Annotated in this window: 12 protein-coding genes and 1 other RNA gene; 6 read left to right on the top strand and 7 right to left on the bottom strand. The window is 59.1% G+C overall.

Annotated elements, in window-relative coordinates:
- Positions 1–7: 7 nt before the first annotated feature.
- From AS026_RS25645 to AS026_RS25635, 3 genes are all read right to left on the bottom strand, one after another.
- Positions 8–805 carry a glycoside hydrolase family 25 protein gene (locus AS026_RS25645; RefSeq protein WP_062372642.1) on the bottom strand — a complete coding sequence of 266 codons (798 nt, stop codon included), beginning with the start codon at positions 803–805 and terminating at the stop codon, positions 8–10.
- Positions 806–935: 130 nt separating this feature from the next.
- The gene (locus tag AS026_RS25640) at positions 936–1,607 is read right to left on the bottom strand and encodes a class I SAM-dependent methyltransferase (protein ID WP_062372639.1); all 672 of its coding nucleotides are present in this window, start codon (positions 1,605–1,607) and stop codon (positions 936–938) included.
- Positions 1,604–2,848 carry a BtaA family protein gene (locus tag AS026_RS25635; protein ID WP_062372636.1) on the bottom strand — a complete coding sequence of 415 codons (1,245 nt, stop codon included), beginning with the start codon at positions 2,846–2,848 and terminating at the stop codon, positions 1,604–1,606. The genes AS026_RS25640 and AS026_RS25635 overlap by 4 nt, the downstream gene beginning before the upstream one ends.
- A gap of 172 nt (positions 2,849–3,020) precedes the next feature.
- Here AS026_RS25635 and AS026_RS25630 point away from each other — a divergent pair, with 172 nt between their 5' ends.
- The gene (locus AS026_RS25630; RefSeq protein ID WP_025659363.1) at positions 3,021–4,406 is read left to right on the top strand and encodes a serine hydrolase domain-containing protein; all 1,386 of its coding nucleotides are present in this window, start codon (positions 3,021–3,023) and stop codon (positions 4,404–4,406) included.
- On the opposite strand, the gene AS026_RS25625 is transcribed toward AS026_RS25630, so the two are convergent.
- The 3 genes from AS026_RS25625 to AS026_RS25615 form a co-directional block, all read right to left on the bottom strand.
- On the bottom strand, positions 4,400–5,335 hold the full coding sequence (locus AS026_RS25625; RefSeq protein WP_062372632.1) for a lytic transglycosylase domain-containing protein: 936 nt from the start codon (positions 5,333–5,335) through the stop codon (positions 4,400–4,402). The genes AS026_RS25630 and AS026_RS25625 overlap by 7 nt on opposite strands.
- A gap of 113 nt (positions 5,336–5,448) precedes the next feature.
- On the bottom strand, positions 5,449–6,084 hold the full coding sequence (locus AS026_RS25620) for a LysE family translocator (protein WP_025659365.1): 636 nt from the start codon (positions 6,082–6,084) through the stop codon (positions 5,449–5,451).
- A gap of 57 nt (positions 6,085–6,141) precedes the next feature.
- Positions 6,142–7,353, bottom strand: a complete 1,212-nt coding sequence (locus AS026_RS25615) for a pyrophosphate--fructose-6-phosphate 1-phosphotransferase (protein WP_025659366.1) — start codon at positions 7,351–7,353, stop codon at positions 6,142–6,144.
- A gap of 411 nt (positions 7,354–7,764) precedes the next feature.
- On the opposite strand from AS026_RS25615, the gene AS026_RS25610 reads away from it, so the two are divergent.
- The 5 genes from AS026_RS25610 to rnpB all read left to right on the top strand — a co-directional run bounded on the left by AS026_RS25610 (position 7,765) and on the right by rnpB (position 11,796).
- The gene (locus AS026_RS25610; RefSeq protein WP_018858310.1) at positions 7,765–8,472 is read left to right on the top strand and encodes a J domain-containing protein; all 708 of its coding nucleotides are present in this window, start codon (positions 7,765–7,767) and stop codon (positions 8,470–8,472) included.
- Positions 8,469–9,233 (top strand): N-acetylmuramoyl-L-alanine amidase, encoded by a 765-nt coding sequence (locus AS026_RS25605; RefSeq protein WP_025659367.1) that lies wholly within the window; start codon positions 8,469–8,471, stop codon positions 9,231–9,233. The genes AS026_RS25610 and AS026_RS25605 overlap by 4 nt, the downstream gene beginning before the upstream one ends.
- Before the next feature lie 261 nt (positions 9,234–9,494).
- A complete protein-coding gene (locus AS026_RS25600) occupies positions 9,495–10,013 on the top strand; it encodes a lytic transglycosylase domain-containing protein (protein ID WP_025659368.1) in 519 nt (172 codons plus the stop codon).
- Positions 10,014–10,113: 100 nt separating this feature from the next.
- The gene (locus AS026_RS25595) at positions 10,114–11,301 is read left to right on the top strand and encodes an FAD-dependent oxidoreductase (protein ID WP_062372628.1); all 1,188 of its coding nucleotides are present in this window, start codon (positions 10,114–10,116) and stop codon (positions 11,299–11,301) included.
- A 99-nt stretch (positions 11,302–11,400) separates the two neighbouring features.
- Positions 11,401–11,796, top strand: an RNA gene (gene rnpB, locus AS026_RS25590) — RNase P RNA component class A.
- Between the two features lie 40 nt (positions 11,797–11,836).
- Here rnpB and AS026_RS25585 read toward each other — a convergent pair.
- Positions 11,837–12,031, bottom strand: a complete 195-nt coding sequence (locus tag AS026_RS25585) for a hypothetical protein (RefSeq protein WP_018858314.1) — start codon at positions 12,029–12,031, stop codon at positions 11,837–11,839.
- Positions 12,032–12,462: the final 431 nt, after the last annotated feature.

Raw genomic sequence — 12,462 nt, 5'->3', positions numbered from 1 at the left:
GACGTTACTAAGAATTTGTGTCCTTTGATACCGCCGCTACCCAGTTGTGCCAATTCTGGGTCGATCCGGCAAAGACATTGATGTCCGTTGGACCCTTGATACCGGGGATGACGCCCGTCGACGTGTATTGCCAGAAGGCCCAACGGCGGTCGGCATAGGTGACTTCGGGATGCTTGGCGGTGGAGCGGACCCAGAAGTGGTAATTCTGGAAGTAGCCGACGAGATTGTCGCGATGGAAGTCTACCGATGTGTAGATGATCGGACGCTTGCCGTAATAGGCCTCGAGGCGATCCATGAAGCGCTGAAGCTGGGCGCGGACCGTCGCCGGATCGGGGCGATAGCGGCATGTCTTCGATTCCGCATTCCATTCGGCGTCGAGGACCGGCGGCAGGCGCATCGATTCCTTGGGCACGTTACGGATGAACCAGTCAGCCTGTTCATCGGGCGTCGAGCAGAAATAGTAGAAGTGATAGGGAGCGTGCGGAATACCGACGGCGCGGGCGCGCTGCCAGTATTCGTTGAAGCGCGGATCGATGCGGTCCTTGCCTTCGGTCGCCTTGATGAAGGCGAAAGCAACGCCGGAACCCTTGACCGTCTGCCAGTCGATATTGCCCTGCCACTTCGACACGTCGATGCCGTGGATCGGCTGCTGCTCCGGATGCTTTGATCCGAAGTCCTGAGGATCGGTGTCCTTAAAGCGCGTTTTCGGCTTCACGGACGCTGTTTCGAGAAAATCATAGCCCGATGATGTACATCCGGCGAGCATGACAGCCAACGGCAAAACACAAAACAGAAGCCGGCGCATAGATGTTCCGTCGCGAAACGAATGGATTTTTTGCCCCACAGCTCGACCCCGTTAAAGACGCGTCCAGCAGAGGAATGTCCCCTCTATTTTCCATATCAACGTAAAAAAACGGTTAGTTTCAAGCGAAATGTCAAGGTTTGGTCACAATGACGGCCCGCCAGGCATAGCCGCCACCAATGGTCTCGAAGGTCAGTCGCGCTTGATTTTCAGAGGCTTGAGACTTGAGAACCTGCCGCAAATCGGCGCGCGGCGACACATGAAATTTCCGCAGCCATGCCTTGAGAAGACGCGCAAACCAGCCCGGCAGGCGCTCCTGCTGGCCGAAATCGACGATGTGCAGCTCGCCACCGGGGGCGAGGGCGTTCATGGCCGAGTCGACGGCGCATTCCCAATCGGGGATCATCGAAAGCGCGTAGGAAATGAGAATGCGGTCGAAGCCGCTGACGCCGAACTCGCGCGGTGTGAAGGCGGTCGCGTCCGCGACGCGAAAATCCGGAAGCGTTGCTTTGGTCTCGAATGTTTTGCGCGCGGAGATCAGCATCTCGTGCGAGATGTCCAGGCCGAACAGCCGAGCCTGCGGGTAATATTTATGGGCGAGCGCCAGGTTTCGGCCGGTTCCGCAACCGACCTCCAGCAGGGTGCCGTCTTCCGGCACATTCAGATTGCGGATCGTCTCATCACGGCCGAGAAGGTAGTACTTGCGCGTCAGGTCATAGATGTGGCGCTGATAACGGTACATGCCGTCCATCAGGGCGGCGTGGCCGTCGTCCTTGGTGACGGGATTCGTGCCGACCCCGCTCACGCATTCTTCCTGTAGATATGGAAGCCGCCATAGATTGCCGAGCGATCAAGCGCCGTGAGTTCGGCGGAGCGCTTTTCCATGTACGTCCACTGATCGCGGATTGCAGGCGACAGACGGCCTTCGATGATGCTCTTTTCGGCCGCCGTACGGAAGATCGCCCGGGCACCTTCGCGACCCGTGCGGCTGATCTCTGCCCATAGGTCGTTGAGCTGCTGGTCCGTCATCCAGTCCTGCGCATCGAGAAGGATGTAGCGATCGCGCGATGCGGCCGGCTCGCCGGCGAGGAGTTCGGTGAAGCTTGCGTGATGAACGGTGACGCGGTCCACATTGCCACGGATCGCCTCGTAGTTCGCGGGCTTGAGATAGGTCGGGAGTGGGCCTTCGCCCTTCGCTGCGTAGCGGCGAGCGAAAGCCTGCCAGGCAAAATAGTTTTCCTGCATGGGGAAGTGGCAGGCCAGCTTCTCAAGACGGTGCCGTAGGACCGGCGCGATCGACTGGTCGGCGGCAAGGCTTGCCAGTTCGTCGTATTGCTGTGGCGGGATACCGAGGCCGAACAACGAGCTCTTGCGGCCGGTGATCCAGCGTACGACCGGCTTGTCGAAGAGTGGTGCGATTTTCTCGTCGAAGAACTGGCGCTGCTCGCGCAGGGAGCGCGTCTTGGTCATTTCCGTCAGGTCGACGCCATGCAGGCGGGCTAGAAGGTGTGCTGCGCCAATGAACCGGCCGAGGAGACCTGTTTCGTAGATGTTGCGGTCGAAAACCGTGACGCGCCGACGGCCGAACTTGCGGCCGTTCCAGTAGTTGCGGGTCGCGTCGTCAAGATTTGCAGCGAGGAATTGGTCGAAGGCGTGGCTGTTCGACAACTCGCGCGGTGTGGCGAGGAAGCGAACGAGATCGGCGTGTGCGGGAAGGTGGCGGAACGCGGCAAGCTTCAGGCGATTGAGGGCAATATGATGCGGATTGAGATCGACCACATCAATCGACGCCGGGCTCCTGGAAAGATAGGCAAGCATGTTGCAGCCGCCGGAGCCGATCGTCACGATGCGGTGTTGAGGCTGAAGCTCCATCGCAAGCATGTCGAGGTCGGGATCTTCCCATATTTGCGGATAGACCAGGCCGGAAAACAGCAGTCCAAAGAGCCGTTCCGAGAAGCCCGCCTTGGAGAAGGCACTGTGGCGGAGAAGAGCTGCCTTGAGTTTCCGGTTCTTGCGGAAGCCGGCATCCGGTGCAAATTCCGTCATATGAGTCTTTCACCCTTTTAGCGTTCAGGGCGTTTAGCGCGCCGTCACTACAGTTTGATGACGCAAGCTGTGGGCGCGTGCTTCCGTCGGTGGAAATGGAAAAACATCCGGGCATTGGGGGCTTTCGCGCTGCCGGCTTTCCTGCTTCTCTTGTGGGCAAGGAGGATCGCATATGCGATTTGTGCTGCGTGTCGTGAAGCCACTCGCTCTTTTGCTTGTCGCGATCGTCGCTATGAGCGCGGCTTGGCTTTATGCGCGGCCACCTGAATTGCTGCGAGTCGGTGATGGTTACGCGGCCAAGATCGTTTGCTCGAACGTATTCCTCGCGGGGCGTGACCCCGAACAGGTGCTTTACGAGGACGTTCAGGCGCCGGGAAATCCGTTGCTACGACTGGTACGCGTCACTGTCGACAGGCAGGACAAGCGGGTTACCGCTCGTATCCTCGGGCTCTTCGCGCCGGGCCATGCGATCTATCGCGGCGCACTCGGCTGCAGCAGCGTGCCGGATGGTGACTTCGAGGCCGCGGCGCGCGCCGTGCCCGCGGTTCCGGTGACTCCGGAGCCACAAAATGAGGCCCCATGGCCGGAGGGAAATGCCGTCGCGAAGGCCAATGACAGCCGTGTCGATGCACTGCTTTCGGATGCCGAGCTGATCGGACCTGCAATGCGCGCGGTTGTCGTGGTTCGCAACGGCCGCATCATCGCGGAGCGCTATGGTGATGGATTCGGTCCGATGATGCCGCTCACAGGCTGGTCGATGACGAAGACCGTGAATGCAGCCATCGTCGGGCGGCTGATGCTCGACAACAAAATCGCGTTCGATGAGGCTGGCCTCCTGCCGCAGTGGAAGGGGGGCGATCATTCGGCGATCAAGCTGAGTGATCTGCTCGGCATGGAGAGCGGCCTGGTGTTCAACGAGAGCTACGGCACGGTCGCCGATGTCACACGGATGCTCTATCTCGATGCGGATATGACGGCGCTGCCAGCAAGTCTGCCATTGGAGGCAAGCCCGGGCCAGCGTTTCAGCTATTCAAGCGGTTCGTCGGTGCTGATCTCAAAGATATGGATGAACAGGATTGGCAACATGCAGGCGGCGCTTGCCTATCCCAAGACGGCGCTGTTCGACCCGATCGGCATGTCGAGTGCTGTCTTGGAGGTCGACGCACGGGGCACCTTCGCCGGCAGTTCCTATCTTTACGCCACAGCGCGGGATTGGGCGCGTTTCGGCCAGTTCCTTCTTCAGGACGGCGTCTGGAACGGCCAGAGGCTGTTGCCGGAACGGTTCATGGCAGCGATGAGGACGCCGACCGTGGCCTCGGGCGGCAAATACACCCGGGCGCAGGCCTGGCTCGCCGCGCCGGGCGGCGACAGCAGCGCTGTCGCCGGTCTTCCCGAAGATACGTTCTGGATGGAGGGGCACGATGGGCAGAGCATTGCGATCGTGCCATCCGCGAAGCTTGTCGTCGTCAGACTCGGGCTGACGCCAAGCTGGCTTCGCTACAAGCCGCAGATGCTGGTGAAAGAGATCCTAGCCGCGCTGCCCGGCAGTGATCAGTAGTTGCCCTGGGCGACGTCGTCCATGCCCTTGCGCTTGGCTTCGTAGTAATAGCCGCGGGCATAGAGGCGGACAGCATCGTCTTCGCTGCTGTCAGAGACGAGCCAAGCGCCGCGAAGATACTTGGCGGCGTATTTGATGTTGGTCTCGGCGTCAAAGAGGCCAGCGGGCTCACCTTCGTAGCCCATGGACTTGGCCGTGTTGTATTTGATCTGCATCAGCCCGAAATAGCCGCGCTTGTTATAGGCCTTGGAATTGTAGCGGCTCTCGCGATGCACGACGCGGTGAAGCAGCGAGGCGGGCACCTGGTAGAGCTTCGAATATTTGTCGATGATCTTGGTGATCGCGCTTTTCTCAACCGTCGGCGCGCCATCGTCGTCGCTGTCGCTGAACATCGGCGGTGCGGCCGGTGGATCCGACGGACCTGAGGTGTCGAAACCGTAATCCATCATTGGGTGCGGCGTCGTATCGATAGCGGAAAGAGCTGCAATCGCGCCGCTTCCAGCCTGAGGCGTTGCGGCAAAGGCGAGCTGTGTCGACGGAAAAGGGGTGCCCGGGCGCGGGATCGGTACAACGGACTGAATCGCGGTCATTTCAGGCGTGAGCGGAATCTGCGCGTAACCCGTTGCCGTCGTCGCCCCGGCCTGACCGCTCAACTGAGAAGGATCGGTTGCCGGCATCGCGGGTGCCGCGAGGGCCGTTGTCGCCTGGTCGGCGGTAGTGATCATCGCCGTCTGCGCCGCTCCGTCGCCGGCCGGCACGGCTGCAAGCGTGGCGTCTTCGCCGGGCTTTGGTGTCGGAACAACGGTCTGGACTGCGGTCAGTTCTTCCACCGACGTGTATTCGACGCTCGTGCATCCGACAATGACGCCGCAGAGCATCGTCGAAACGATGAGACTGCGTTTCAGGCCGGAAAAACCGATCGCTACCATACTCTCACTTTCGTGAACGCGCCGCCCCGGCAGCGTTAGAAGTTACCAAAAACCTTAAGCCTGGAATCCGCAATTAACGTATTCGTTGCGTTGCTGCAACCCGCTGGAAATATTTACGCGGCTATCCGCCTATAACCGGCTGTTACGGCGCCTGCGGCAATGAGCAGAGTGCCGCCGGTGCGGTTAACCGCACGCTGGATGCTTGCCTTGCGGATAAGCCCGCGCGCCGCGTTTGCTGCCAGTGCATAGGTCGAGGCATTGATGGTTGCGAGGACCAGGAACGTGGCTTCCATGATGAGCATCTGGCCGAAGAACGGCAGAGCGGGATTCAGGAACTGCGGAACGAAGGCGACGAAGAACACAATGCTCTTCGGATTGAGCGCCGTGACGACATAGGCGTGCAGGAAAACCCTGATCGATTTCTTTTCGGGCAGGTTGTCATTGTCCGCCATCGGTTCGGACATCACGGGTGCACGCCAAAGCTTGATCCCGAGCCAGATCAGGTACGCGCCGCCGATCCATTTCAGCACTGTGAATAGGGTCGCGGAGGCCGCAAGCACGGCCCCCAGTCCGAAAAGGGATGCAGTCATCGCGGTAAAGTCGCCGAGCGCAACGCCGGTTACTGTCGCGAGCGCCGTCTTGCGTCCATGGCCGAGCGCATAGGAAACAACGAGAAGGATCGTCGGCCCCGGTATCGCCAGCATGATTGCAGACGCAGCGGCAAAAGCGAACCAGGCTTCGAGCGACATGGAATCTCCTCCTATTCCCTAAGGGAAAGCAAAGACACCATATTAACCCTCAGTCAATCATGCCGCACTGTATTTCTGCCCGATCGTGTCCATGACTTCGCCGAACCACTTGGTGGAGGTGTCGAAGGCCTTGCCGCCCTTGATGCGCGGGAACTCGATCGTCCGAAGCTTGCCGTTCTCCGCTTCATCGTGACCGGTGACTCCGGAGACCTTGTTCAGGGCGCTTTCGACGGCAAGGTCGGTCATGCTCTGAATCAGACGAAGGTCATCGCCGTTTGCGGGGGCCGAACGTGCAAAGTAACCCGACTTCTGCACGAGCGACCGCTCGGCATCGATGAGGCCTGCAAACTGTTTCTGGAACCAGCCGCCGACATTGATCGTGTCGATCTTCACGTGGCCGAAGGCGTCGCGCTTGATGGTCTCGCCCGCCGCCTCGCGCTCGGCGACAATAGCGTCAAGGCAGGCGCCTTCCGAAACGAACACGGTCGCATGGCCGGTGCGGTCCATGACTTCCTTCAACCGGGCTGCTTCCGCATCGAGATCGAATGCCAGTTCGGGCAGGTAGACGGCGTCGATGCTTTTCATCCTGGCGTTCGTCATCAGCCCATCGACATATTCATAGTTCTTCGTCCGCTGCAGATAGGCCCGGGCCGTTGCTGCGGTCAGCCAGCCGCAGTGACGCCCCATGACTTCGTGGATGATCAGGGTGCGCGGTGCCGCGGTCTGCTCGTTGCTGACGTTGTCGAAGAAGTGGGCGCCGACCTCGGCGGCCGTCCACGCGCCAAGCGACTGGCGGATCGGGACGACGTCGTTGTCGACGGTCTTCGGCAGTCCGACGACCGTTAGATTGTAGCCGTTGGCCGCCAGATATGCCGCAAGATCGGCAGCGGTGGTGTTCGTGTCGTCGCCGCCGATCGTGTGAAGAATGGTGACGCCATCGTTGGCAAGCCGCTCTGCCGCCACACGCAGCGGGTTTTCGCCTTCCTTGACGAGACCGCGCTTCACGCAATCGGCTGCATTGGTGAGCTTGACGCGGCTGTTGCCGATCGGCGACCCGCCGTAGCGATGCAGAAGCGGCGCCTTCTGTCGCATGTCTGCCGTGATCTTGATGCTGTCGCCGAGGAGTACGCCCTGGTAACCGGAACGATAGGCGACGAGCTCGATGTCGGGCGCAACGTCGCTGTAGCGTTCGATCAATCCGCCGACTGCGGAGGAGAGACAGGGCGCCAGGCCTCCGGCCGTGAGCAATGCAACTTTCTGTTTGGCCATGATCCCTCCATTGTGTCTCGTATCCGTGCAAGCGCGTCTGCTTACCTAACGCATGGATGCGGCAGGGAAAGGGCCATGTAAAGTGTTGTTATTGTGAAAATCGCGCCCCTGACGGCGAAGGTAGACGGAAGCGCGGATATAATCGTTTCAAGCTACGGATAGCTGTTCAGATGGCTTGTGGAAATTCCCGAGCGCGTGGAGCCGACTGTGCAACGGCTGCTCCCTGATGCGTTAACAGCCTATCCCTTGGTGTCATATGACGCCGTGCGAATGCGGCGTATGCTTGGATGCCGGAGCGACAATTACCGAATTGTGAAAGCAGTATTCGCTCCTATGACCAATCGTCGCCTTGCAAACGCAGGCTTTATTTGGTCAAGGTGTCTAACCTTATTTGCACTGCGAGAGACTCTTATGTCCTTCTGGGAAAAACTGCTGAATGCCATTGGCAACACCGCGGGCAACGTCCTTTCGGCGGTGGTCGAGGCTATCCGGACAGTTTTCGAAGGCGATCCGGAGACCCGCCGCAAGGTGGCTTTCTCGGTCGCGATCATCGCTCTGTCGGCAAAAATGGCCAAGGCGGACGGGATCGTCAGTGAGAAGGAGGTTGACGCCTTCCGCGAGATCTTCGAATTCCCGCCCGAGCAGGCGAAGAACGTCGCACGTCTTTATAATCTGGCGCGCCAGGACGTGGCCGGCTATGAGGCCTATGCGGAGCGCTTGTCGTCCCTGTGCGTGACATGTGCCGCCAATTGCCCCGTGCTGGAAGAGGTGCTGGATGGTCTCTTTCATATCGCCAAGGCTGACGGGCTCATTCATGAGAAGGAATTGGCGTTCCTGCGGCACGTCGGCCAGATCTTCCATATGAATGACGAGCATTTCGAAAGGATCGCCGCGCGCCATGTCTCCGTGGGACGTGATCCCTATAAGGTGCTCGGTGTTTCTCCCTCCGATGATTTCACAACGATCCGTCGCCGTTACCATGGTCTTGTCAGCGAACATCATCCGGATCGGCTGATTTCCCGTGGTGTGCCGGCCGAGTTCCATGCCATTGCCAATGAGCGCATGGCGGCGCTGAATGCCGCCTACGAGGCGATCGAGAAGGAACGCCGCGCAGCATGACCTCGTTCGAGGCCGACTACCGGAAGGCAATTGTTCGCCCTTCGCCCAATCACGGCGAGCGTGCGGGTGGGCGCAAGCCAGACATGATCCTTCTTCACTATACAGGCATGCCAACGCCCGACGGAGCGCTGGAGTGGCTCTGTCGCGACGAAAGCCAGGTCTCCAGCCACTACTTTGTCCAGGAAGACGGCGAGGTTCTGCAACTCGTGCCCGAGGAGCGCCGTGCCTGGCATGCTGGCAAAAGTTACTGGCAGGGCGAGACCGATATCAACTCGTTGTCAATCGGGATCGAGATCGCCAATGCCGGTCATCCCGGCGGCCTTCCAGAGTATCCCCAAGAACAAATTCAAGCCGTCATCGAATTGTGTCGCGATTGCGGCCAACGTTGGTCAATTGCCCCTGAAAGGGTGCTTGGACATTCGGACGTTGCACCGATTCGGAAGGTCGATCCGGGGGAAAAATTTCCCTGGGCGGACCTCTTCAGGGGCGGTATCGGCCACTGGGTCGAGCCCGCACCGATCTCCGGTGGAAGATTTTTCCAACGCGGCGACCGCGGCCAGCCGGTCGAAGCCCTGCAGTCGATGCTGTCGCTCTACGGCTATGCGACTGAGATCACTGGCGAATTCTCCGACAAGATGGCAGGCGAGGTCGAGGCCTTCCAGCGCCATTTTCGGCCGGCCCGAATCGACGGAATTGCGGATTTCTCGACGATAGACACCCTGCACCGTCTGCTGGCGTCGCTTCCGCGCTACTCCGCATAAGTAGTACTTTTGAGTCGCGCCGATTTACCGGGATTTTGAGAGTTCGTCGGCTCGCCACATCATTTCCCTATTATCTCCTCATTGCGATGGTCTAACGCCAAACGTCGAACGGCGCCGCTTGTGTTGTTTGGGGTTCTTAGCGGTCGTCAATTGAAACAAAAAGAATTGCTGCAGTATCTCTAATAAATATCTGCCGCATAAAACTGGATCGTTATTTAAAATGCGGTCCGGAAATTCTTTGGGTCGGAGTAATTAGACTGAATGAATAGGATTATTTCTGCTACAGTGTGCGCAAGTGCACTGTTGATGGGCATGAATTGCGCTTTCGCGGGTGAATGGGGCGCAAGGGCACAGACGGTTCCTTTGAAGACTGTTGATCGGACTAGCGGCTATGCAATGCCGGACTTCACGGCCAACAAATATTCGGCTCTCATTATCAAGTACGCAAAGCAATATAACGTTCCTGCCGAGCTCGCTCAGGCCGTCGTTCGCGTCGAGAGCAATTTCAATCCGAATGCACGCGGTAGTGCCGGTGAAATCGGTCTCATGCAGATCAAGCCGGCGACAGCAAGGATGATGGGTTACTCGGGGACGAGCAAGGGGTTGTTCGATCCGGAGACCAACATCAGGTTCGGCATGAAATACCTGGCCGCAGCACATGAACTCGGCGGTGGTGAGACCTGCGACACGATCTTGAAGTACAATGCCGGCCATGGCGCAACCCGCATGAACCCGGTCTCCAAGGCCTATTGCGGTAAGGTCCTGGCGATGCTTGACTGATCACCTGAAACTGCCTGTCTGATAATTACTTCGAGCGGGCACTTAAGAATATGATTCAACATCGTGCCTGTGTTATCTGGCCTCCGAAATGAGGTGATACATGGCAGTGGATTTCAAGGTGATCATCGTCGGGCGCGGAATGATGGGCGCGGCTGCGGCCCGCCATCTCTCCGGGATGATCGAAGGTGTTGCGCTCATCGGCCCCAGTGAGCCAGTTGAGCGCAAGAGCCATCATGGCGTCTTTGCCAGCCACTACGATGAGGCCCGCATCACGCGGTCCTTCGACGACAATGCGGTTTGGGCGACGCTGGCGGCACGCTCGCTCGACCGCTACCACGAAATCGAAGCGAAGAGCGGCATTTCCTTTTTCACGGAAGCGGGTTGTCTTTTTGCCGGACCACCCGCCCAACCGGGGGAGCGATATCTCGGACGGGCGCTGCAGGTCAGCGAAACACTCGGTCTCGACGTCGAAACGCTGACGCCGACGGCGTTGCGAGACCGCTTTCCTCAGTTCGATCTCAACCCGTCGTTCAACGGTTATTTCGAAGCGAAACGCGCGGGCCACATCAACCCGCGCGCTTTGGTCCGGGCGCAAGCCAAGCTTGCCGAGCAGGCGGGCGTGACGGTTATCGATGCGACTGTTGCCTCTGTTCGCGACGAGGGTATGTTCGTGGAGGTTCATGCCGGCGGCAAGCGCTACACCGCCGAGCGCGTCCTGGTCGCAGCCGGCGGCTTCAGTAATTTCAACGGTCTTCTCCCTGCTGCCATCGATGTCAGGATCGCTGCGCGCACCGTTGCCTTCTTCGAGCTTGGGGAGCGGGAAATGGCGGTTTTCTCCGAAATGCCCTCTGCCATTATCTTCGGCGACCGCGACGAGGACCATGTCTATATCCTTCCGCCGGTGCGCTATCCCGACGGCAAGTTCTATCTCAAACTCGGCGGCGAGTTGGAAACGCGCTCATTCGAGACGCTTGAGGATGTCGGAACATGGTTTCGCTCCGACGGTGATCTGGCGGAGCGCGACCTGCTGGTGTCAACGGCCCTGCAGCACATGCCCGCATTGGCGGGTTGCGCAACAACCTCGGCGCCGTGCGTGGCAACCTTCACGGCAACAGCCTATCCCTATATGGGTTATACGGATTCTCCACGAATTGCGGTTCTGGCCGGTGGCAATTTCGTTGCCGCGAAATCATCGGATGAGCTCGGCCGACTGGGCGCGGTCGTCATGACGCAAGGCTGGCTCGGCGCCGAGGACTTCGGCAGGGAGCTGACGCCGGTCTTTCGCTAGGCACGCATCCGGTCGGGGAGGGGCGCCCGTTGCGAGTACGCGCAGAGCTCGAAGATATTTCAGTGGCATTCGCTTCGCGTCTCCGCTAAGGGAGCCGTGCCAGTTGGCCGGGCAGCCGCGCTTTACCAATGCCGAAAGGCGGTAGGGTGAGGAAAGTCCGGGCTCCACGGAAACACGGTGCCGGATAACGTCCGGCGAGGGCGACCTCAGGGAAAGTGCCACAGAAAGCAAACCGCCTGCCTCGGCAGGTAAGGGTGAAAGGGTGGGGTAAGAGCCCACCGCATCTCCGGTAACGGCGATGGCAAGGTAAACCCCACCGGGAGCAAGACCGAATAGGGATGACGTGGGAGGCGAAAGCCTTCCGGCTGGTTTCCAGGTCAGTCATCCGGGTGGGTTGCGTGAGGCAGTGTGCGAACGCTGTCCCAGAGGAATGGCTGCCACGTTCCGGCTTCGGCCGGGGCCATACAGAACCCGGCTTACAGGCCAACTGGCGAACTACCTTTGCTAAGACGCGTCTTGTTGATGTCGTCGATTGCTAGTGGGCGGTCGGTGCCTTTGCCAGGCATTCATCGCAGGTGGTGCTGCTGCGCGCGAGAATGGACCAGCGCTTGAATATCTTGCCGCAGGAATCGCATTGGATGTCGGTCGTCATGCCTGACTGCGACAGTGGAATACGCTTTTCCGGTTCAAAGCGCCCGTAAAGAAGTCCCTTTAATGTGAAGTTTGTCATACTATTACTCCACGGTTACTTATTTAGCTTGCATTAATATGCGGCAGCGCTGAACCGATTCAATTCTCCGCCTCCTTATTATTTTGCACATGGCAATATCCGGATAGCTTGGTCGCTTACTTCAAAGGGGATAGCGGCTGCATACCTCTTCATGGGGCGCCTCGGATCGGCGCCTGCCACTGTTGAAGAGCAAGCCTTAAGCCTTTGTTGGAAATTGCATATTTGGTTGTGCTGATCTGAGCCATCGGTCGCCTTCGGGCGCGTGCTCGCAGGGCTGGTTCGCGGCATCGGTAAGTGCGGTCCTAACCCTTTGTTAAACTTAACAGCTTATAAATTTTCGATACGGCGCTCATCGTGAGACGGGCGTTTCCCATTGACGCCCATATGGTCCCATGTTATCCCATTCATGCACTGCGCAAGGGCAAGTAGGT

Origin of the sequence: Rhizobium altiplani, from assembly GCF_001542405.1 — a bacterium.
In the GTDB taxonomy this organism is placed as follows: domain Bacteria; phylum Pseudomonadota; class Alphaproteobacteria; order Rhizobiales; family Rhizobiaceae; genus Rhizobium; species Rhizobium altiplani.
The sequence above is the reverse complement of the archived record's forward strand: the minus strand, read 5'-3'. Positions and strand labels throughout refer to the sequence as shown.